The organism is Nonomuraea solani (assembly GCF_900108335.1).
GTDB lineage: Bacteria > Actinomycetota > Actinomycetes > Streptosporangiales > Streptosporangiaceae > Nonomuraea > Nonomuraea solani.
Map to the genome: position 1 here is coordinate 38,015 of NZ_FNVT01000004.1, position 21,301 is coordinate 59,315.

Here is a 21,301-nt window from a genome sequence, read left to right on the forward strand (position 1 = left end):
TCGGGAGGGCGGCGTACGGGTAGCTTCGCCCTCCATGACCCCGACTCTGCGCACCGAGCGTCTCCTGCTGGAACCGTATGTCCCCGAAGACCGGGAAGACTTCGTCACCCTGTTCCAGGACCCGCGGGTTTCGCAGTGGATGGGCGATGGCACGGCCCCCGAGGCGGAGGACCGCGCCCTGTTCGGACGGATCTTCACCAAGGTCTACGCCCAGAACCTGTTCGACGTCTGGGCCGTTCGCCGGAACGGTTGCCTGGTCGGCCACGCCGAGATCAAGCCGACCGACACGGTCCAGGGCCACGAGATCATCTACGCGCTGACCCCCGAGGTGTGGGGATCGGGCCTGGGGAGGGAGCTGGCCGGGGCGATCGTCGCCTACGGTTTCGGCACCCTGGGCCTGACGGAGGTGTACGCCACCGTGGCGGCGTCGAACAGCGCCTCGCTGGCCGTACTGGACAAGATCGGCTTCGAGCATGAGCGTGACATCGCCGAGGACGACGGCGGCACCACGCGCGTGCTGGTCCGCCGCTCACCCGCCGCGCAGGGAGTAGGCGGCCACCCCGTCGGGCAGGTCGGCCACGCGTGACAGGGCGCCGGTGGCGATGTTCCAGCCGAGCAGCCGGCCCTCGTTCTCGACGATCACCGTGCCGTGGCCGAGCCAGCCGCGTACGGGACAGCTCTTTTCGCACCTCAGCGTCCTGATCACCTGTCCCGTGGCGGCGTCGGCCAGGTACGAGTGGGCGGCGGCGGACGTGGCGACGAGGCCGTCGCGCTGCCATCCGTGCTCGCCCGGCCCGTCGGTGATGCCCCGGACGTCCAGCGGCACCTCCGACCCGTTCTCCTGAATGACCGTCCGGCCGCCTTTTCCGGAGACGATCCTGAGGTCGCGGAAGCCCGCGACACCCGTGAACCCCTTGTACCGCTGCCGCCGCGCCTCCCCCGTGGCCAGGTCGAGCAGGTAGTTCGCCCTCTCCTGCTCGACGAGGAGCCGCTCGCCGCGCCAGAGCACCACCTCGTTGGCCCCCGGCACCGGGTAGCGCCTGGCCTGGCCGATCACGAGATCGACGACCACCACCTCGTCCTTCCGCGGGAAGGCGGCCATCGTCCCGTCGGGGGCGAGCGAGTTGGGCGTCAGCGGCGGCTTCACATCAAGAGGGATGCGACCGCCGGATTTAAGGGCATAAATCCGCCCGTCCCCGAACTCGGCCAGCGCCAGCACCGGCCCGGGAACGGCGGTCACCACGGGAATGTCGGCCCACCTCTCCGGCAGCGCGGTCACCAGCGCGGGCAGCTCCGCGCCACCGACCGTGTCCACGGCGGGGGCGGGCGCGACGGCGACACCGCGCTCGACCGGCTCCGGGAACACCACGACCCCCGCCACAACGAGCGCGACCGCCCCGGCCACCGTCCACCGCCGGCGGGAACGGCTCCGCGTACCCCGCCACCACAGCTCATCCGCCCGGGACGACCCTTCAGGCAGGGTCTCGGCGAGATCGTCGAAGAGCTCCCGCAGCCGCTCGTCCGTCATATCAGCACCTCTTCCAGCTCGGGAGCGACCTCACGCAACCGCTTCAGCGCCGCGTGCGTCTGGCTCTTCACCGTCCCGGGCGAGACCCCGAGGATCGCGGCGACCTCCACCACGGGCAGATCCTCGTAGAAGCGCAGCACCAGCACCGCCCGCTGCTTCACCGGCAGCCTGGCCAGCGCGCGGGCGAACACCACCTTCAGGTCCGACGCTCCCGAAGTGTCAGGATCCGCCTGGTCGGGCGGCTCCCCGTAGGCGAACTCCCGTCGCCGCCGCCACCTGGACGCCACGTCCCTGTACAGGGTGGTCCGCACGTAGTTGACCGGATCGGTATGCACCTTCGACCAGCGGCGCGCCAGTTTGATCAGGGCGTCCTGGAGCACGTCCTCGGCCAGATGCCTGTCACCGCTGATGAGGATGGCGGCCCGCAGCAGGCGCGGATGCCAGGCGGCGACGAAGACCTCGAACGCCTCGGAGTCCCTCATATGAACAAGACGCTCGAAGGGGGGTGAACGGTTGGGGCTGATATTCAGAAGGGCGGCACCGCGGGTGCCGTGTCAGCGGCCGTGTCAGCACGGCGACGGCCCGATATCAGGGCGGTCGGCGATCGTGAACGTCATGAGCGAAGCCCTCCACACCGTCACCACGATGCCGACCGCCCGTAAGTCCGGCTGCCCCTTCGACCCGCCGGCCGAGCTGATCGAGGCCCGCGAGCACGGCCCGATCAGCCGTTTTCCCTTCCCCGACGGGCACGAGGGCTGGCTGGTCACCGGCTACGACCTGGTCCGCTCGATCCTGGCCGACCCGCGGTTCAGCTCCCGCAAGGAGCTCATGAACCACCACCCGCTGGTCGACTACGGCGACATCGAAGTGCCCCCGGCGCCGCCCGGCGAGTTCCTGCTCATGGACGACCCCCAGCACAGCCGCTACCGCAAGCCGCTGGTCGGCAAGTTCACCGTCCGCCGCATGCGCCTGCTCACCGAACGCGTCGAGCAGGTCACCGCCGAATACCTGGACGCCATGGAGAAGGCGGGAACGTCGGCGGACCTGGTGACCGCGTTCGCCAAGCCCATCCCGTCCGTCATCATCTGCGAACTGCTCGGTGTCCCGTACGAGGACCGCGACCGCTTCCAGGAGAACATCGACAAGTTCCTCGGCGGCGAGGTCGACGACGACGAACTGATCGCCGCCTACATGGCCACCCAGACCTACCTCGCCGAACTGGTCGCCGCCAAGCGCGCCAACCCCACCGACGACGTGCTCTCCGACCTGCTCGACAGCGACCTCACCGACGAGGAACTGAAGGGCATGGCCCTCATCCTGCTGTCCGCCGGCTTCGACACCACCGCCAACATGCTCGCCCTGGGCACCTTCGCCCTGCTGCAGAACCCCGAGCAACTGGCCGCCCTGCGCGCCGACCCTGCCCTCGCCGACCAGGCCGTCGAGGAGCTCCTGCGCTACCTGACCGTCGCCAAGCAGTTCCAGAGGATCGCGCTGGAGGACGTCGAGTTGGGCGGCCACACCATCAAGGCCGGTACGACGGTCATCCTGTCCTACAACACCGCCAACCGCGACCCCGACCGCTTCACCAACCCGCACACCCTCGACATCCACCGCCAGGAGGGCGGCCACCTGGCCTTCAGCCACGGCATCCACCAGTGCCTGGGCCAGCAGCTCGCCCGCGTCGAACTGCGCGTCGCCCTGCCCGCCCTGATCGACCGCTTCCCCACGCTGCGCCTGGCCGTACCGGCCGACGAGGTCGCCCTGCGCCCGGAGACCGCCGACATCTACGGCGTCAAGAGCCTCCCGGTCACCTGGCGAGGGTGATCTCCGCCAGTTCGCGCCAATCCTGCAGCTTCCCGGCACGGGTCGCCTCGGCGAACACGGTCTCGCCGAGGCGATCGCGCGTGTCGGCGGCGACCCTGGACGCGTCCGGCAGCGAACGATCCGGCGTACCGCGAACCTCATCGCTCGCCGCGAGCAGGCGCACGGCCTGCTCGGCGTGTCCCTGGCGCAGCGCGAGATCCGCGATCCCGATCAGCACGCTGGCGATCAGCGGCGGATATGTCGTCTCCGCGGCCGCGCGGAACGCCTCGCTCCGGTGCGCGCGGGCCTCCTCGATGTCCTCGGCGAGGTAGCCCTGCAGGTCCATGACCTGGGCGCGGACCATGTCGCCCAGCTCCCCGCCGCCCAGCACGACGCGTACCGTGGCCAGGTGCTCGCGCGCCTTGCCCGGCTCGCCGCGCCAGCGCGCGAGCTGCGCCTTCGCAAGCTCCAGTTGGGCCACCACGTCCGGCCAGGCGATCCCGCCCGCGCACCGCTCCGCCTCCGCCACGGCGGAGGCGCTGGATCGTTCGTCGCCGAGCAGCCAGTAGAGCTGGGCCTGCCGCGCCCGCAGCCCGACGACCTCCTCGGCCGAGCCCAGCTCGGTCAGCGCCACGGCCGCCTGCTCGTAGTGCTCGCACGCACGGGCGAACTCGCCGCGCATGGCCAGCCGATCGGCCAGGAAGGTCAGCGCCAGCGACATCCCCATCCGGTCGCCCAGCGTGCTGAACTCGGCGAAGGCGGTCTCGGCGTCGGAGTCGACGTCGGTCTCGTCGCTGCCGAGCGTGAGCCGCAACCGGCCGCGGGCGTACCTGGCCTGCGCGCGTACCCAGGGATCGTCGTCGGCGATGAGCGGCTCGAAGGCGGACAGGAACTCCGTCGGCTCCTGCACCATCCGCTCCAGCAGCGCGACGAACACCACCATCGGGTGGCGATGCCCGCTGCGCTGAACGGCCCGGTGCGCCTCGTGGATCCACTCCGCCGCCTGATAATGATCGCGGCCGGGCCCGGAGGTCAGGAACACGGTCACGACGGTGTACGCCATCGCCCGCACCTCGTCGGGCACCTCACCCCGCAGCGAGGCCGCCGCGACGCTCAGCTCGGTGCCCTCGGTCCTGTGCCCGCTGAGGAACCAGTACCAGCCGGCGGCCCCGGTCAGCCGCATCGCCTCCTGGGCCCATCCGTCGGCGATCGCGCCGCGCAGGGCCGCGCTGATGTTGTCGTGCTCGGCGTCGAGGATGGCCAGCCATTCCAGTTGCTCGGTACGGCGCAGGTGCGGCTCGGCGGTCTCGGCCAGCTCGGTGAAGTAGGCGAGGTGCGCCCGGCGTACCGACTCGGTCTCCCCGGCCTCGTCGAGCCGGTGCGCCGCGTACTCCCTGATGATGTCGAGCATCCGGTAGCGGGGCGTGTCCTCGTCGTCGGCGAGCAGCAGCGACTTCTCGATCAGCGCGGTCAGCACGTCGAGCGTCTGCTCCCCGTCGGGGAACTCGTCCCCGCACACCCGTTCGGCCGCCTCCAGGCTCGCCCCGCCGGAGAACACCGAGAGCCGCCGCAGCACACTGCGTTCGGCCTCGGTCAGCAGGTCCCAGCTCCAGTCAACGACCGCGCGCAGCGTCTTGTGCCGGGGCAGCGCCGTACGGCTGCCGCTGGTCAACAGCCGGAATCGGTCGTCGAGCCGGCGTGCGAGCTGATCGATGGACATCGTACGCAGCCGCGCCGCGGCCAGTTCGATCGCCAGCGGCATCCCGTCGAGCGCCCGGCAGATCCCCGCCATGACCGTCAGGGTGTGCGCGTCGGAGCCGATGTCCTTGCGCACCCGATCCGCGCGGTCCCGCAGCAGCCGCACCGCGGGCGAGGACCCGATCTCGGCCGGATCGGCCCCCTTCGCGGGCAGCGGAAGCGGCTCGACCTGCCACAGCACCTCACCCGTGATGCCGAGCGGCTCCCTGCTCGTGGCCAGGATCCGCAGCCGCCGGCACTCCCCCAGCAGCCGATCCGCGAACTCCGCGGCCGCCTCGATCATGTGCTCGCAGTTGTCCAGGATCAGCAGGATCGCGCGCTCACGGACCGCGGCGATGAGCTGATCCATCGATTCCCCGCCGCGCCCGCCACCGAGCACTCCCTGGTCACGCAGGCCGATCGCGGCAAGGGCGGCCTGCGCCAGGTCACCGCCCGCCCGCACCGAGGCCAGCTCGATCAGCCAGGCCCCGTCCGGCAGCTCGGCGAGCATCGTCCGCGCGGTCTCCGTGGCCAGCCTCGTCTTGCCGGAACCGCCCGCCCCCGTCAAGGTGACCAGCCGGTGCTTGATGGCCAGGCCGGCGACCGTGGCGATGTCGTCGTCCTCGCCGACGTAACTCGTCAGCTCGGCGCGCAGGTTGGTCCTGCGGTTCTCGGCCCGCTCGCCCAGCTCGCCGCGGAGCAACGCGGTGTGCAGCGCGGACAGCTCGGCCGACGGATCGGTGCCCAGCTCCTCGGCGAGCAGCTCACGCGTCCGCTGGTACGCGGTCAACGCCTCGGGCCCACGCCCCGCCTCGGCGAGCGCACGCATCAACGCCGCCACGAACCCTTCTCGCAGCGGGTATGTGGCCACCAACTCGGTCAGCTCGGAAAGCAGATCCGACCCACGGCCGAGGCGGATATCGGCATCCACCCGATCGCCGAGCGCGGCGACGTAGAGCTCGTCCAGCCGCGCCACGGCGACGTCGAACGCTTCACTGTCGCGCAGCGCGATGTCCGCCATCGCCGTACCGCGCCACAGGGCCAAGGCCGAACGCAGCACCTCGGCCCGCTCCGCGGGCTCAACGGCACGCGCCTGAGCGATCAACCGCTCGAACCGGGACACGTCCACGGCCTCAGGCGCCACGGCCAGCCGATATCCACCGGCGTCAGCCTCGATCACGCCATCCGGCAACACCCGGCGCAGCCTGGACACCAGCGCCTGCAACGCGTTCACCTCGTCCGCGGGCGGCTGCTGCCCCCAGATCCAGTCCACCAGCTTCGACCGCGTGACGATCCTGCCGGGTTCGAGGGCGAGCGCGGCGAGCAGCGCCCGCAGCCGAGCCCCCGGAACCTCCACCACGGCCCCATCGGGGTTCCGGACCTCGAACGGCCCGAGCAATCCAACTCGCACACCAGCAATTGTGCCGGTCCCCACCGACCACCCGCCACCACGGGCCCCGCGGCATTCTCTTCTTCAGGGTTCTTTGCGTCTTTCAATTGCCACCGTCGAACGAAGTGTTGTCCGTGTTGACGCGACACATGATGATGTTGGTCTGCGGGTCGGTTCAAGTGGGTTTGAAGGTGCTCAAGACGCCAGAAAGCAACCCGGCGACGTCGTTCAGGTCGCAGTGGTATCCGCCGTCCCCCGCCAGACACGGAAGCACCGTTGAGCAGGTGCGGCGAGGGCGAGAGTGGTGGACGCGAAGACGGCGGCGAATACGGTCGCGATGCGGAAGATGGAGACCTCCTGGGGGAGAGAGGACCGAAGCAATGCGATACTCGCTGTGAAATATAAATTACCTTCCGTCAATTTCGCTCGCTTCGGAAGTGTCTCTGTCACGGGGAACACGCGGCACGATCAGACGGTGTACAGGAATGGCAGAGGCACGAGGGCACGTCATGATCCGTCCGTGGCGCGTTGGTGTTTCTCGCGTTGCAGCCGGTCAGCAACCGTGGGTCCAGACGTCAAGTTCTTCGCGGATGGCTCTGGTGACGCGGGCGTTCGGGCCTCGGGTCTCGGTGGCGTGATCCAGCAACCGCCGCAGTTCCTCGATGGCGATGACCGGTCCCGCGGTCTTCCCCACCCAGTGTGCCCGGCGTAGCCGTAGCCCAAGAGTGGTCGGATCGTCCGCACCGAACTCCTCGGCGCTGATAGCGATCAGGCCTTCCAGCCGTACTACGGCTTGGGTTGGATCTCCGGCCTCCCCAACCCAGTGCGCCAGCGTTCGGCCCAGCATCAACATGGAGCGGCTACGTGGAGCATCGAGCTGAGCGGCATCGGCCAGCACTTCAGTCAACAGTTCTACCGCCCGCTGGGCGTGACCGGCCTGACCGACGCATTGGGCGAGGTCCTCACGCGCGTCGAGAGTCCAGTTGTGCAGCGGCCCGAACTGCGACGTAGCGTCGGCGGCCAGCAGTTCCCACCGGTCAAGCGCCTCGGCGTATCTCTCGGTCCGCGTCAGCCGATCAGCGATTCGAAATTGGATCGAGAAGATCAGGTCCTGAGCGAACCCGTCGGATCGCGTGACGGTACGCAGGAGCTCCTCCATCAACAGGATGGCTTCGGCGGGGTCTCCCGCTTCACCGGTCCAGTGGGCGACTTCCATCCGGCTGTTTACCGTCATCTGGGCGTCCTGGCCAAGAAGGTGAGCGCAGTCCGCGGCAAGTTCCGCGTACAGGACCGCGGCTCGGGCGGCGTCTCCGGCCTGGCCGGTCCAGTTCGCGACGGCCCGCCGGGCCTTCAGCGTCCGCTGATGATCCTCGCCGAAGATCTGCACCGTCTCCGCGAGCAGTTCCGTGCACAGTCGCAGGGATTCGCCGGGATCTCCCTCCATCCCGATCTCCCACGCGTACATTCGCCTGGCGTCCAAGGTCTCGGAGTGATGTGGCCCGAGAGTCCGTTCCAGACTCTCGGCCGCGCGGCGGGCGAATTCGAGCGCGACAGACGCGCCATCCGAGTCGCGCAGAAGATCACAGCGCCGTTCCATGCCGTCCTGCAGGCCCGCGCGCTGGGCGGCACTGAAAGCGGCCTCGGCCTGGTCATGACGTAACCACTGCCAGGCGATCTCACCGAGCTCCATAGCCTCCCCAGGCGTCGCGAACGCGATCAGCACGTCGAAAGCCTTCCGTGGCACAGGAGTCTTCTCCACCGCGTCAATGAGGTAGTCGAAGGCCAGATAACCGTCCTCCACCTCCGGCAACAGCAGGCTGCTGGTGGCGTGCAGCGGCGTCACCGCCCAGCGGAGCGCGTCCTCCAGGGACTCGGGACGCAAGAGCGGGCCACCTCGGTCGCGCAGGTACGGCTCGTGCAGCTCGACCAGCACCGATAGGGGAAGCGGCCGGTGGATACCGACCCGCCGCGCATCGGTGGCGGCACGCACCAAGGCGGCCCCGCGCGGATGCGATCCTGGCGCCCACGCGTCCCGCCAGTCGGCCAGCAGGTACGGCCCGGCGGCCAGGTACTCAGCCACGCCGAACCGGTCGGCGTGCCGCAGGGCCTGCTCAATCCGGCGGTCGTCACGGTAACGCTCGGCGGCGACCAGGTCGGCCTTGGACCACGTACGCGATATCTCGACCCGGGTCGCCAGCCGCAACACGTCCCATCCCTGCCGCAATGCCTCCCGGCCCGGATTGATCGCGCCCGGCCCCGTACGCCCACTGAACTTGGCGTACTCCTCCGCCCGCATGGTCGCCACGACGTAGCGGCCACCTCCGCCCACGGCCAGGATGCCGCTGATGCCCTGCCCGGTCAGTCCGCCCTCGCCGAGGAACCGTTCGAGGTCGTCCAGCCACACGACGCACTTCGGGGTGTCGATCGCGGTGTCCACGGCGATCTGCCCCGCCTGACGGCTGACCGGCTCGATGAGACGGTGATCTGGGAGCAATTGCCGTATCGCCTCATAAGCCGCGCGCGATTTCCCGGCGGTGGATTCTCCCACCAGCAGCACGAAACGGCCCCGCCGCAGGGCATCGAGCAGCCGCGGCATGACGGCTCGCACGATGAACGCCGGTGTCCGCGTGTGCCGACCCTCATGCTCGACCGCCGCCGGATGCACCCCCAGCACCACCGGATCGTCCAGCGCGCGTACCAGCGGAAGACGGCCACGCGCGTCGAGCCGAACCACCGACGGCAGCAGCTCTCGCCGGTCTTTGTGTTTCTTCAGCGCGTCCGTGCCGTACGCCATCAGCGCTCCACCCATCGCGACGACCACCGCCGCGACCCCGGACGCCGGCGCCGTCGGCAACCCGGCGGTGGACAGCACGGCGGCGGCCCCGGCCAGCAGGGCCGCGGCAAGAAGCAAAAAGTGTCCGGTACGTCGGCGTCTGCCTCCTGGCATCGGCGGCCTCCGAGGTTCCCGGTGCCTCCAATATGCGGCAAGGCAGTCTCCAACGCGAGTACACGGCAGCAGCACCGGTTTCGAGGAGCCGCGCCGGCACAGTGCGGTCATGCGTCAGATACGACGAACAGGACGCGCATCATCAGTATCGCGAAGAGGGCACAACGCATCGCTCGACAGATGCCCTGCTCGGCCGCCATAGCCAGGAAGATCATTGCACACGTGTCGCACGAGCCCTCGGCCCCTCCGCGTCATCTTGGTGCGGCTTTCGCTGAGGTTTCATCCACAATGGAGCAGTGCGAGGACCGTGGGTGCATGCCGGCCGACTCTGGACGAACGGCGATCCGTTTCTCGCTGTCGACGCTTCATTGCGCGGCGCGTGGCATGGATTCAGCGACAACCAATACGACGACGTTGTGGGGCTAGGGCCGGAGGACACCAACATCCCGGTCGGAGCCGGCTGGGCAGCCCTCGTCGGCGCCGACGGAGTCGTCCGCGATGACAGTTGGATGGAAGCCTTCCAAGCAGAGGACGGCGGCATCGCCATCGTGCAGGCATCCGGTTCCGACTACCCGCGTCTGCTGGCCGAGGCCCTCCGCTACCCGGACATCGACGATGAAGACGGTGACCCGCTCATCGTGCGCAGCGGCGAGCTCGCCTTGTTCAGCTCCGCGTGCAACGGCACCGGGCCACACTCGCGACCCCTGGTGCCTGCTCGACCGGGACCGGTGCCATCTATGCACGGACAACCATCGCACGACAGCGATCCAGGCCTTCTGACAATGACGACGTGCACACGTTCGCGTTCAAGGTGCGCTGGTACACCCAGATAGACGAAGAGAGCTGTTTCGCCCGGTGGCTGCTGGCCCCTGACCCTGGACGTCGTGCAGCGCAACATGGACAAGATGCACGCGCCGGCGAGTGTCGCGGTGGCAGGCACTTCTGGCGCTCGGACTTGATCATCGTTCGAGACACGAGGTTCGAGGGTATGGCGGCCGCGATTCGTGATCTGATCTCGTCTGGAGACGTCGAGGGAGCATGCGGCCTGCTCGAACCCGGCCCTTGAGCCATGCTCATCCTGGAGTCCGAGGCCCCGCTGGAGGCAAGAGGCCTTAAGTCTTGACCTGGCGGCTGTCGCGCGCAGCAAGGACTTGCGTGCTGATGCGGCACTGCTCAGGAGGTTCGTCCTGGAGGTGACAGCTCGGCGTCGGCGCGCGTGAGCCATGCCTCGTACCAAGCGTCGAAGGTTGGCGTAGGACCGAGATATGTCGGTGTGGCCAGGTCATAGAGTTCGCTCTCCAGGCTGGCAGGGGCGGTCTTGGCTGGTCGCCAGGCGCTTTCGTCGAGCCAGACATCCCACACCGTGCCCGTCAGCTCTCCTGTGGTGACCAACGCGGTGACACCCGAGCAGCCCTGGGTGCCGATGAAGATGCAGCCGGGTGTGGGGTCGGGGGCTTGGATGCTGGGACCGCCACCGGAGTTGGGCTTTGGATCGTGGACCCATGTGTACCAGGCGTTATAGATCTGCTCGGCGTCGCGACGGGTGAGCGGGAAGGGTTTGGCAGGATCCCCCTCGGTCTCTTTCACGATCTCCTCCGGTTCCCAGATGCCGTAGTAGGGACCCGCGCCGGGACCGATCTGGAGCAGGAACTCCCGGTATGCGGGTGGCAATTGGACACCGAAATCGTCTTCTAGGGCCAGGACCGAGGTGGAGTTGAGCGGGGTGTTGCGGTACTGGTGTCGTTCAGCGCCGAAGATAAGGAACCGCTTGTTGCTTCGGTAGAACTCATGCAGGTGTACGGGTCGGCCGGTTTCGATGGCTCGCAGTCGGTCGAGTCCTGCTGTCATGGTCACCATGACGCCAGTATGCGGCTCTTTCGTGAACCAATCTGGCTGCGGCGGGATAGGCGCGTATGACCTCAGGCACACAGCGGTGCCCCTGTGACTCAACGCAGGCATCTCAGCACCGGACGTAGCGGAACGAGCAGGCCACAACGTTGACGTCCTCCTGGGGCTACGCCAAGTACATCGATCGCCAACAAGCGGATCGGCGACGCACCGGCGGCGTGCTACGCCCACAGGGCTCCGGACACCAGCCGGGGCCCTTCGCCGTTCCACGACTCGCTCGCACTGGCCGGGTTTGGACCTGCGGCCCCGTGGCCCCCAGACCACGGCAATCGAGCGATCATTCGAACGGCTCAAGGTTTCGGGAGAGCCTGAGTTCGCTGACGATCCCGCCGGTTGCCGTACTTCTCGGCTGTACCGTGCGCCCCTTCCTTGGTGGCCCAAAGAACGGGCCGATCCGAGGTCGGGTACTCAGCGCCTGGTCTCGTACCTGGTCAGGAGTATGCCGTCGGGGAACGTCCGGGTCTCCATCAGGGTCAGGTTCACCCAGTTGTCCAGGGCCGTAAAGAACGGCATGCCGCTGCCCACCAAGACCGGTGCGGTGACCAGCACGTACTCGTCGATCAGCCCGGCCCGCATGGCCGCTGCGGCAAGTGTGGCGCCGCCGATGTCCATGGGGACACCGTCCTCGGCCTTGAGCCGGGTGATCTCGGTGACCGCGTCGCCGGTGACCAGGCGGGTGTTCCAGTCGACCGTGCTGATCGTCGAGGAGAACACCACCTTCGGCATGTCCCGCCAGCGGCGGGCGTACTCGATCGCCGCCGGTGTGGCGCCAGGCTGCTGGTCGGCGGTCGGCCAGTGGGAGCTCATCGCCTCCCACAATCTGCGCCCGTACAGCGCCAGGCCGGTCGCCCCCACCCGGTCGGACCACCACTGGAACAGCTCGTCGCTCGGTACGCTCCAGCCGAGGTCGTCGCCGGGCGCGGCGACGTAGCCGTCCAGGCTCAGGTTCATGGCGAAGGTCAGTTTCCGCATGGCGTCAGCCTCCCGTGAGTCGGTGCTCGGCGTACAGACCAGCACGACGCGGAAAAATCATCGGTCAGGCCAGCCGAATTACCGGAGCAGGTGGGACAGGGCGCGCGGACGAGCGTACGCGCGGGCCTGGAGTCCCCGAGGTGGATAACCGCCCCCGGCCCAGACAGGTGGGACAGCCGGGCAGGTCACGCGCGCCGATCTGATCCCGTTCAAGTGCGCTACCAAAGCCCCAAATCGACACCCGGCCAGCGGAAACGCCGTCATTGCACGTACATTGATGGGCCACCGGCAGACGGTCGCTCTCGATGGCATCTGGCTGCGTACCCCACAAACGCAGAAGAGGCCCCGTAGGGCCTCTGAGCTGCGCTAACTGCGTGTGGCAGGTGCAAGGTTCGAACTTGCGTAGGCTGAGCCGACGGTTTTACAGACCGCTCCCTTTGGCCACTCGGGCAACCTGCCGTGCCATCCGCTCTCGCGGCGACAGACAGAAGAATAGCGGACTTCCGAGGTGTACGTGACACCGGTTTGTCCCGAGCCGGATCTCAAGGGACTGCAGCGCCGAAACGGGCGGGGTTCTGAGGGTCATCCGGGGTCGTTGAGCCAGCGGTCTCCTGGTCCCGCTCCCGCGGGGGTGGTACGGCGGCGCATGTTTGGCCTGCCGGGGATGGGTTCTGGTCTCCGCAGGCCGCGTGGCGGGCCCCGGTGTGGCTGGTGCTGGATTCTGTCCCGGCATCCGACGGGGGTGGAGGGGAAGGGGGTGTTGAGGGGGGAAGGTGGCGAAGTGGTGCAAAGGTGATCATCTGCGTACACGGGGCGGCAAGGGGTCTCGGTCCTGCGCGGCTGGCCGATGCTGGCTAGGCTCGTTCGCTGGGTCCGTGCGCCTCGGGCATGGTGGGGAAGCGGGATCCGGGTAGGGATTCGCGGTTGAGAGGATGGGTGTTTTGGCTGATTCGTCGTTCGACATCGTCAGCAAGATCGACCGGCAGGAAGTCGACAATGCGCTGAACCAGACGGTCAAGGAGATCGGGCATCGCTTCGACTTCAAGGGCACTGGGGCTGCTATCAGCTGGTCCGGGCAGAACAACATCGAGATCAAGGCGAACAGCGAGGAGCGGGCGAATGCCGCACTCGACGTGTTCAAGGAGAAGGTGGTCAAGCGGGGGCTGTCGCTGAAGGTTCTCGACGCGGGTGAGCCGAAGCTGTCGGGCAAGGAATACCGCATGCTGATCAGCCTCAAGGAGGGCATCGATCAGGAGAACGCGAAGAAGATCTCCAAGCTGATCCGTGACGAAGGTCCCAAGGGGATCAAGGCGCAGATTCAGGGTGAGGAGCTTCGGGTCAGCTCCAAGAAGAAGGATGACCTTCAGGACGTCATTTCTCTGCTCAAGGGCAAGGATCTGGACATTGCCCTGCAGTTCGTGAACTACCGCTAGCCAGGCGTGGAACCGTACGGATCCGGTCTCGGTCTGGTGGGGTCGGGTCGTGGAGGGGACATCCGCGGCATATGGTCGAGCGCTCTCGTCCGGCAGGTAGATGGTCGAAAGCGCTCGTCCTGGCACATGGTCGAGCGCCCTTGTCGGGCAGAGGTTGAGGGTGCTCGTCCGGGTTTTGCGAGGGTGTGCAAGCGGCGACGTGTGCCTCAGGTTACTCCGCGGGGTGGTTACTGGGGGCGGAGGATTCGGGTGGCGCCGGCGATCAGGGCTGTGGCGAGGATCCAGCCGGAGATGATCAGTGCGTACGCGAGCCACTGCGTCCACCCCACAGCCGCGAAAAGCTCTCGTTGCCCGAATGCGGGGATCGGGAGGAGTAGGTCGAAGGTGTAGGCGAACGAGTTGAAATCGGGGCTCTCGGTGGGCTTGAGGGCTCTTGGGGGGATAAGGGCGAAGACGACCGTGCCCAGGGTGAGCAGTAACCCGAACCACATGCCTGCCAGCCACGGGCGATAGCCGTAACCGACGGCCCCGTCGAGGAGGCGGCCCCACACCCGTGTGCCGACTCCTTGTGTCTGCCTTCTGGCGCGTAGCTTGGCGAGTTGGGTGCGGCGGGCGAGTACGTCGTTGCCGTCGCTGAGGTACCAGGCGGCCAGTTGTTCGTACGGCTGCGGACGGAAACCGTCCGGATCGCGGGTGACCCAGTCGATGCGTTTGGCCACGCCGCCCCCGCGCAGGCGGTTGTAGGTGAGGCCGTTCAGGCGAAGCTTCTCCGGCCAGACGTCCGGGTGGTCGTGCAGGGTGCCGATGGTGGAGTAGGCCAGGGTGACGACGCCCTCGATGGGTTCGGCCGGATTGAGGTAGAGCTCGCGGATCTCCATGTGACTCATGTAGAGGGCGTAGCGGGTGTCCGGGCTGCGGACGGTGCCGGCGATCGAGAGAGTGCCGTTGATGCGGGCGCCTCGTAACAGTAAGCAGCCGGTTGCCTGGAATCCGTTGGTGCAGCGCATGGTGTCTTCGACGGCCATGTTCTCGGCGTCGAGGGCGTCTTTGCCGGGATTGCTGAGCTTCGCGCCCTCCAGGAAGAATCCGCCGTTGAGGCGGGCGCCCACCAGGTTGATTCCGCCGGTGAAGTCGGCGTTGCGCAGGTACGTGCCGGCGTCGACGGTGATGGCGTTGGCGTAGAGGGCCCAGTCATCGTCGTCGTCCGTGGCCACGCGCGTGCCTCCGAGCCACAGGCCGCTTTCGAACTGGGCGCGGGCCAGGCGTACGGCACCGGTGATGTTCGAGCCGGACAGGCTGAGATGGCCGGCGACGTGCATGCCGCCGCCGCTGATCCCCGGGAGGTGGCAGTCGGTCAGGCGGATCGTGCGGGTGGTGGAGTCGGTGAGCCGGATAGGTTCGTCCAGATGGCAGCCGGTGAGGATGAGTTCGTGCGGAATTGTGCCGCCGGCGATGACCAGGCGGCCGGTGATCCTGGCGCCGCGCAGGCGTACCGAGGGAACCGAGCCGCCGTTGACCTCGCGAGCGCCGAGCAGGAGCGAGGCGATCACCTCGGCCCTGATCGAGCGTTCAGGCCCCCAGGTGTCGCCGTCCGTGGGCGCGTTGGCGCCGGCCTTGCGGCAGGTGCCGATCTCGAACGGGCCCAGCTCGACCGTCTCCCCGGTCGGGAAGGCGTTCCAGAGTTTGCGCTCTGCTTCGGTCAGCCGTGGAGCCGGGCCCATACGATCCCTCAGCGGCGGTAGCCGGCCATGCGCTCGAGGCGCGCGACCCGCTCGGACGTGGGCGGGTGCGTGGAGAACAGGCGGCCGACGCCGGAGCCGCTGAACGGGTTGGCGATCATCATGTGCGAGGCCGAGGTGAGGCGGCTGTTCTCGGGGAGCGGAAGTCTGCGGGCGCCCATCTCGATCTTGCGGAGTGCGGAGGCGAGTGCGAGGGGGTCGCCGGTCAGCCGAGCGCCCGATTCGTCGGCCTGGAACTCCCTTGTGCGAGATATCGCCATCTGCACCATCCCGGCCGCCACCGGACCGAGCACCATCATCAGCAGCGCCCCCAAGAAGCCAGGACCCTCGTCGTCGTCAGAGCCGCCGAAGAACACGGCCACATAACTGACCCAAGTGATCATCGTGGCGAGCGCACCGGCGACCGAGGAGATGAGGATGTCCCGGTTGTACACATGCGACAGCTCATGCCCGATCACGCCGCGCAGTTCGGCCTCGTCGAGCAGCTTGGTCAGCCCGTACGTCACGCAGACCGCGGCCTGGCGGGGGCTCCTGCCGGTCGCGAACGCGTTCGGCTGCACCGTCGGCGAGATGTACAGGCGTGGCATCGGCTGGCGTGCCTCGGTCGAGAGCTCGCGGACGATTCGGTAGAGCGTGGGGTGTTCGACCTCGCTGACGGGCCTTGCCCGCATGGCCGACAACGCGATGCGGTCGGAGAAGAAGTAGGCGATGCCGCTGCTCGCCAGGGCGAGCACGAGCGCGAACCGCATTCCGGTGCCGCCGCCCAACCACGCGCCCACCCCGACAATCAGCGCAGACAGCCCGCCGAGCAGAACGGCGGTGCGCAGACCGTTGTGGTGCAAGGTTCCCCCTCTCGTGGCCTGGGTTCACCTCGTCCAACGACGATGACCCGGTCCTTCGTTCCCCGCAGTGCTCAGTTGAGGGCGGAGCGCGACTTGCCGCGTGCTGTTCAGCCAGAGGCGGACAAGGACGTCAGGTCGAGAACGAACTGCGGGGCGATCGAGAACAGGACGACCGCCACCAGGGCCAGGCCGATCGCGAACCAGGTCGAAGGGTGTGGGCGCGGCGCCAGCCCGGCGGCCGGGGCGAAGAGGCGGGCCGTCCAGACGACGTAGTAGTAGAGGCCGATCACCGTGTTGACGGCCATGACCAGCGCCAGCCAGCCGGAACCGGTCTCGATGATCTCGCGGAAGACGAAGACCTTGGCGAAGAGCCCGGCCAGCCCGGGCGGCAGGCCGGCCAGGCAGACCAGGCAGAACGCGAGCGCGATGCCCGCCGCCGGACGGCGCAGGGCCAGGCCGCGGTAGTCGTCGAGTTCGTTGCGCGCGGAGGTCTTCGACACGAGCATGACGACGGCGAACGCGCCGAGGTTCATGGCGGCGTAGATGACCAGGTACGCCATGGACGCGCTGATCGCGCCCGGCATGAGCTCGGCCGACGTGACCGCCAGCGGAGCCAGGATGTAACCGGACTGCGCGACCGAGGACCACGCCAGCAGGCGTACGGCCGAGCGCTGCCGCATGGCGAGCAGGTTGCCCACGGTCATGGTCAGCGCGGCGATGATCGCCATGATCGGGGCCCAGGTCGCGGCCTGGCCGGACAGGGCGGTGACCAGGACCAGGATCAGCCCGGCGAATCCGGCCGCTTTGGAGATGACCGAGAGAAGGGCGGCCACGGGGATGGGCGCGCCCTGGTAGACGTCGGCCGCCCAGGAGTGGAACGGCACCGCCGCGATCTTGAAGGCGAAGCCGGCCACCACGAGGACGACGCCGACCGTGACGACACTGGCCGTCAGGGCCACGCCCGGTGCCGGTACGGCGCCGGTGAACACCTCCGACAGGCGTGACAGGTAGACCGTGCCCGCGATGCCGTACAGGAGTGAGACGCCGAACAGCATGATCGCCGTGGAGACGACCGAGACGACGAAGAGCTTCACGGCGGCCTCGGAGGCGCGGCCGTCGTAGCGTTTCAGGGCAGTGAGGGCGAAGACCGGGAGTGAGACCAGTTCGAGCGCCACCACCAGCATGATCAAGTCGCGGGAGGCGGGCAGGGTGACGGCGCCGACGAGGGTGCAGAGGAGGAGGAAGTACCACTCTCCGACCGGAATGCCGCCGCCCGCCAGTTCGGTGAACGACATCGCGACCACGACGACGGCGGCCACCAGGACCAGGCCGGCGAACACCAGCGTGAATCTGTCCACGACGAACGAGCACAGTTGCTGGGGTTCGAGGTTGGGTGGGACACAGAACGTGGACCGTGTCCCACCCCTGACCGCCTGGGCGATGACGAAGCCGAGGGAGAGCACGATGCCGGCGAGGGTGATGGCGCCCAGAGCGGTCTTCGTGCGGGAGGCGGCGGGAAGGAACGCGTCGAGCAGCAGCACCAGGCCCGCGACCAGTGCGAGCGCCAGCGGGGGCGCTATCGCGAAATAGTCGATCTGCTGGATCATGAGAAGGCTCCCAGCAGGGTCTGCACGGACGGTGTGGTGAGCGACAGCAGCAGGCCGGGCCAGAGGCCGAAGAGCAGGGTCAGGATCACCAGGGGTGTCCAGGCGAGCAGTTCGTACTGTTTGATGTCCGTCGCGAAGGGGGGTGCCTTGACGGCGATGGCCGCGGACGGGCTTTCGTCCTGGGTGCGGCCGTGGGTGACGCGGGAGAGCATGACCAGGAAGTACGCCGCCGTCAGGACCGCGCCCAGTCCCCCGATCACCATGTACGTGAGGAACAGGCCGCGCGGCAGCCCGCCCGCCGGCTGGAACGCCCCGAACAGCGCCAGCATCTCGCCCCAGAACCCGGCCAGCCCCGGCAGCCCGAGCGAGGCGACGCAGGCGAACGTCAGCACCGAGCCCAGCCGGGGCAGCCTGGCCAGCAGGCCGCCGCCGAGCGAGGGCATGTCGGCGGTGTGGTAGCGCTCCTTGATGGCGCCGGCCAGGAAGAACAGCAGGCCGGTGATCAGGCCGTGGGCGACGTTCGCGAAGAGGGCGCCGTTGATGCCCACGGGGGTCAGCGTGGCGAAGCCGAGCAGGACGAAGCCCATGTGGCCGACGGACGAGTAGGCGATCATGCGTTTGAGGTCGCGCTGGGCCAGGCAGGCGAGGGCGCCGTACACGATGCCGACCACGGCGAACGCGCCCAGCCACGGCGCCACGGCCGCCGCGCCCTCGGGGAGGACGGGGATGGCGATCCTGGCGAAGCCGTACGTGCCCATTTTGAGCAGCACCCCGGCGAGCAGCACGGAGCCGACGGTGGGGGCCTCCGTGTGGGCGTCGGGCAGCCACGTGTGCAGGGGCCACATGGGCGTCTTCACCGCCAGGCCGATGCCGATCGCCACGAATGCCAGGATCTGTACGGACCTGGCCATGCCCGCGCCGTGAGCCGCGCTCAGCGCCACGATGTCGAGGGTGCCGGTCTGGGCCCAGACGAGCAGCAGGCCGAGCAGCATCACGACCGAGCCGAGCAGCGTGTAGAGGATGAACTTGATCGACGCCGCCCGGCGCCCTTCGCCGCCCCAGATGCCGATCAGGAAGTACATCGGGATGAGGACGATCTCGAAGAAGACGAAGAAGAGGAGGAGGTCGAGGGCGAGGAACGTACCGATCATGCCCACTTCGAGCACGAGCAGCGTGAACACGAGCGCCCGTGGCCTGCTCTGCCCGTCTTTGAACAGGTAGACGAAGCACAGGAACGTCAGCAGGGCCGTCAGCGCGATCAGGGGCAGCGAGATTCCGTCGACGCCGAGGTGGAAGCGCAGGCCGAGCCCGGGGATCCACGGCTGGTCGATCTCGAACTGCACGCGCGCGGGCGCGCCGTAGTCGAACGTCGCCAGCATCAGCAGGCTCAGCGCCAGGGTGAGGCCGGACAGGACGAGTCCGTACGCGCGGCTGAGCAACTGTGGGGCGAGGAGAAGCAGGAGCGCGCCGAGCAGTGGTACGGCGAGCAGCGCGGTGGGGAGCCAGCCCGTCACGAGAACACCACCGCCCCGATCACGATCAACAGGACACCGGCGAGCACGCCGCTCACGTAGAGCTGAACATTGCCGTTCTGGGCCAGTCGCAGCACTCCGGACAATCCGCGCGCAGATCTGCCCGAGCCGCGTACCGCGCCGTCCACGACCACGTCGTCGGTCCTGACCACGAGTCTGGCCAGGGCCAGCACCGGGCGTACGAACAGCGCGGCGTACAGCTCGTCCACGTAGAACGCCCGCTCGCAGGGCACTCTCAACGGGCCCAGGAAGCGGGCCGGGTCGGCGACGGGGTCCATGCGCCAGAACGCGTAGACCGCCCCGGCGCCCAGCAGCGCGAGCACGACGCTGATGGCCGCCACACCGAGGTCCAGGTGCGGCTCCACGGCGAAGCCCAGCAGCAGGGCGGGGACGGCGAGGAGGACGACGGGCACGAGCATCGTCCGCGGGGCCTCCCTGACGTCCACGACGTGGGCCATGCCGGGTTCGGGCTCCGGGAGCGCCACGACTCTGGCCTGGCCGAAGAAGGTGCGCAGCCAGGCTCTGGCGGCATAGGCGCCGGTGACGGCCACGGTCGCGAGCGCGCAGCCGTACAGGAGAAGGGCGGCCGCGTCCGTCAGGCCGCCGGTCGACAGCGCCTCGTCCATGGCCAGCAGGACCCCGTCCTTGCTGAAGAAACCGCTGGCCGGCGGGAGGCCCATGAGGGCGGCGAATCCGATCGTCATCGTGACGAACGTGACCGGCAGCTCGCGCCGCAGGCCGCCCATCTGGGTCATCAGGTTGGAGCCGACGTGGTGGATCACCGCGCCCGCGCAGAGGAACAGCAGTGCCTTGAACGCGCCGTGGGTCAGCAGGTGGAAGATGGCCGCCGTGTCGGAGCCCGCGGCCAGGCCGCCGGCCATGTAGGCGAGCTGGCTGACCGTGGAGTAGGCGAGCACGCGTTTCAGGTCGTCCTGCGCGAGCGCGGCCAGCGCGGCGCCGAGCATGCCGAGCGCGGCGATGACGGCCAGGACGTCGAGCGTGGCCGGGGCGCCGAGGAACGCGCCGAACAGTCTGGCCACGATGAAGATGCCGGCGGCGACCATGGTGGCGGCGTGGATCAGGGCGCTGATCGGTGTCGGGCCCGCCATGGCGTCGGGGAGCCAGGTGTGCAGCGGCACCTGGGCGCTCTTGCCCGCCACGCCGGCCAGCAGGAGCATCGTGGCCGTCACCAGGGTGGCCTGCGACATTTCCGGCACCTTGGCCAGAACTTCGGTGATGCTGAAGCTGCCGGCCGCCGTACCGAGGACGAAGATGCCGAACAGGAAGCCGACGTCGCCGAGGCGGGTGACGAGGAACGCCTTGACCGCCGCGCGTGAATTGCTCCGGTCTTCCCACCAGTGGCCGATGAGCAGGTAGGAGCACAGGCCCATGATCTCCCAGCCCACGTAGAGGACCAGGAGGTCGCCCGCGTAGATCACCAGGAGCATGGCGCTGGTGAACAGGCTGATGAACGCGCTGTAGGAGGGGTAGCGCGGGTCGCCTTTGAGATAGCCGACCGAATAGACCTGTACGGCCAGCGCCACGGCGGTCACCAGGACGCCGAGGATGGCGGACAGGTCGTCGGCCTGGATCGTCAGGGAGATCGGGATGCCGCCGGTGACGATCGTGCCGTAGGTCTGGCCCGTGGGGGGCGGCGCGGTCGTTTCTGTGAGATAGGCGAGGCCGTGGTGCCAGGCCAGGTATGTGGCCAGGATCGCTGAGGCCGCGGTGGGGAGGATCGCGATCCAGGCCGCTCTGGTGTTCGGCCGGCTTGTTCGCCGGCGGGAGAGGAGCAGGCCGGCGAAGGCGGCAATGAAAGGGAGGAGGACGGCCAGGAGCGGGAAGGTCGTCATAGCGTGCCAC

General features: G+C 68.4%; 14 protein-coding genes and 1 tRNA gene. 3 read left to right on the plus strand and 12 right to left on the minus strand.

Annotated features, from left to right (window positions below; all coding sequences use genetic code 11):
• Positions 1 to 34: 34 nt before the first annotated feature.
• Positions 35 to 586, plus strand: a complete 552-nt coding sequence (locus C4V41_RS15690) for a GNAT family N-acetyltransferase (RefSeq protein WP_103956631.1) — start codon at positions 35 to 37, stop codon at positions 584 to 586.
• Here C4V41_RS15690 and C4V41_RS15695 read toward each other — a convergent pair.
• Both C4V41_RS15695 and C4V41_RS15700 read right to left on the minus strand, forming a co-directional pair.
• Positions 530 to 1,528, minus strand: a complete 999-nt coding sequence (locus C4V41_RS15695) for a hypothetical protein (protein WP_103956632.1) — start codon at positions 1,526 to 1,528, stop codon at positions 530 to 532. The genes C4V41_RS15690 and C4V41_RS15695 overlap by 57 nt on opposite strands.
• Positions 1,525 to 2,010 carry a SigE family RNA polymerase sigma factor gene (locus tag C4V41_RS15700; RefSeq protein ID WP_103956633.1) on the minus strand — a complete coding sequence of 162 codons (486 nt, stop codon included), beginning with the start codon at positions 2,008 to 2,010 and terminating at the stop codon, positions 1,525 to 1,527. The genes C4V41_RS15695 and C4V41_RS15700 overlap by 4 nt, the downstream gene beginning before the upstream one ends.
• Before the next feature lie 133 nt (positions 2,011 to 2,143).
• Here C4V41_RS15700 and C4V41_RS15705 point away from each other — a divergent pair, with 133 nt between their 5' ends.
• Positions 2,144 to 3,352, plus strand: a complete 1,209-nt coding sequence (locus tag C4V41_RS15705) for a cytochrome P450 (protein WP_103956634.1) — start codon at positions 2,144 to 2,146, stop codon at positions 3,350 to 3,352.
• On the opposite strand, the gene C4V41_RS15710 is transcribed toward C4V41_RS15705, so the two are convergent.
• The 5 genes from C4V41_RS15710 to C4V41_RS15730 all read right to left on the minus strand — a co-directional run bounded on the left by C4V41_RS15710 (position 3,336) and on the right by C4V41_RS15730 (position 12,744).
• Positions 3,336 to 6,479, minus strand: coding sequence for a BTAD domain-containing putative transcriptional regulator (locus C4V41_RS15710; protein WP_103956635.1), 3,144 nt, complete (start codon positions 6,477 to 6,479; stop codon positions 3,336 to 3,338). The two genes, C4V41_RS15705 and C4V41_RS15710, sit on opposite strands and share 17 nt — an antisense overlap.
• Before the next feature lie 532 nt (positions 6,480 to 7,011).
• A complete protein-coding gene (locus C4V41_RS15715) occupies positions 7,012 to 9,369 on the minus strand; it encodes a tetratricopeptide repeat protein (RefSeq protein ID WP_103956636.1) in 2,358 nt (785 codons plus the stop codon).
• A gap of 1,209 nt (positions 9,370 to 10,578) precedes the next feature.
• Entirely contained in the window at positions 10,579 to 11,262 is a 684-nt protein-coding gene (locus C4V41_RS15720) for an SMI1/KNR4 family protein (protein ID WP_103956637.1), read from the minus strand.
• A 459-nt stretch (positions 11,263 to 11,721) separates the two neighbouring features.
• Positions 11,722 to 12,285 carry a dihydrofolate reductase family protein gene (locus C4V41_RS15725; RefSeq protein ID WP_103957307.1) on the minus strand — a complete coding sequence of 188 codons (564 nt, stop codon included), beginning with the start codon at positions 12,283 to 12,285 and terminating at the stop codon, positions 11,722 to 11,724.
• A gap of 377 nt (positions 12,286 to 12,662) precedes the next feature.
• Positions 12,663 to 12,744, minus strand: a tRNA-Tyr gene (locus C4V41_RS15730).
• A gap of 473 nt (positions 12,745 to 13,217) precedes the next feature.
• Here C4V41_RS15730 and C4V41_RS15735 point away from each other — a divergent pair.
• Positions 13,218 to 13,718: a YajQ family cyclic di-GMP-binding protein gene (locus C4V41_RS15735; protein WP_200824016.1), complete on the plus strand. Its 501-nt coding sequence runs from the start codon at positions 13,218 to 13,220 to the stop codon at positions 13,716 to 13,718.
• A 227-nt stretch (positions 13,719 to 13,945) separates the two neighbouring features.
• Here the strand turns inward: C4V41_RS15735 and C4V41_RS15740 are convergent, their stop codons facing one another.
• The 5 genes from C4V41_RS15740 to C4V41_RS15760 form a co-directional block, all read right to left on the minus strand.
• Positions 13,946 to 15,439, minus strand: coding sequence for a hypothetical protein (locus C4V41_RS15740; protein ID WP_103956639.1), 1,494 nt, complete (start codon positions 15,437 to 15,439; stop codon positions 13,946 to 13,948).
• An 8-nt stretch (positions 15,440 to 15,447) separates the two neighbouring features.
• Positions 15,448 to 16,299: a zinc metalloprotease HtpX gene (htpX, locus tag C4V41_RS15745; protein ID WP_103956640.1), complete on the minus strand. Its 852-nt coding sequence runs from the start codon at positions 16,297 to 16,299 to the stop codon at positions 15,448 to 15,450.
• Positions 16,300 to 16,406: 107 nt separating this feature from the next.
• The gene (locus C4V41_RS15750; RefSeq protein ID WP_103956641.1) at positions 16,407 to 17,906 is read right to left on the minus strand and encodes an NADH-quinone oxidoreductase subunit N; all 1,500 of its coding nucleotides are present in this window, start codon (positions 17,904 to 17,906) and stop codon (positions 16,407 to 16,409) included.
• Positions 17,903 to 19,420, minus strand: a complete 1,518-nt coding sequence (locus C4V41_RS15755) for a complex I subunit 4 family protein (RefSeq protein WP_103956642.1) — start codon at positions 19,418 to 19,420, stop codon at positions 17,903 to 17,905. The genes C4V41_RS15750 and C4V41_RS15755 overlap by 4 nt, the downstream gene beginning before the upstream one ends.
• Complete coding sequence (locus C4V41_RS15760; RefSeq protein WP_103956643.1) at positions 19,417 to 21,291, minus strand: NADH-quinone oxidoreductase subunit 5 family protein; 1,875 nt, start codon at positions 21,289 to 21,291, stop codon at positions 19,417 to 19,419. The genes C4V41_RS15755 and C4V41_RS15760 overlap by 4 nt, the downstream gene beginning before the upstream one ends.
• Between the last annotated feature and the right edge of the window lie 10 nt (positions 21,292 to 21,301).

What these genes read in the sequence shown, in the direction of transcription:
- C4V41_RS15690 (WP_103956631.1), top strand. Translation starts at nt 35, where the DNA reads ATGACCCCGACTCTGCGCACCGAGCGTCTCCTGCTGGAACCGTATGTC.
- C4V41_RS15740 (WP_103956639.1), bottom strand. Translation starts at nt 15,439, where the DNA reads ATGGGCCCGGCTCCACGGCTGACCGAAGCAGAGCGCAAACTCTGGAAC.
- C4V41_RS15725 (WP_103957307.1), bottom strand. Translation starts at nt 12,285, where the DNA reads ATGCGGAAACTGACCTTCGCCATGAACCTGAGCCTGGACGGCTACGTC.
- C4V41_RS15735 (WP_200824016.1), top strand. Translation starts at nt 13,218, where the DNA reads ATGGGTGTTTTGGCTGATTCGTCGTTCGACATCGTCAGCAAGATCGAC.
- C4V41_RS15705 (WP_103956634.1), top strand. Translation starts at nt 2,144, where the DNA reads ATGAGCGAAGCCCTCCACACCGTCACCACGATGCCGACCGCCCGTAAG.
- C4V41_RS15700 (WP_103956633.1), bottom strand. Translation starts at nt 2,010, where the DNA reads ATGAGGGACTCCGAGGCGTTCGAGGTCTTCGTCGCCGCCTGGCATCCG.
- C4V41_RS15760 (WP_103956643.1), bottom strand. Translation starts at nt 21,291, where the DNA reads ATGACGACCTTCCCGCTCCTGGCCGTCCTCCTCCCTTTCATTGCCGCC.
- C4V41_RS15695 (WP_103956632.1), bottom strand. Translation starts at nt 1,528, where the DNA reads ATGACGGACGAGCGGCTGCGGGAGCTCTTCGACGATCTCGCCGAGACC.
- C4V41_RS15750 (WP_103956641.1), bottom strand. Translation starts at nt 17,906, where the DNA reads ATGATCCAGCAGATCGACTATTTCGCGATAGCGCCCCCGCTGGCGCTC.
- C4V41_RS15720 (WP_103956637.1), bottom strand. Translation starts at nt 11,262, where the DNA reads ATGGTGACCATGACAGCAGGACTCGACCGACTGCGAGCCATCGAAACC.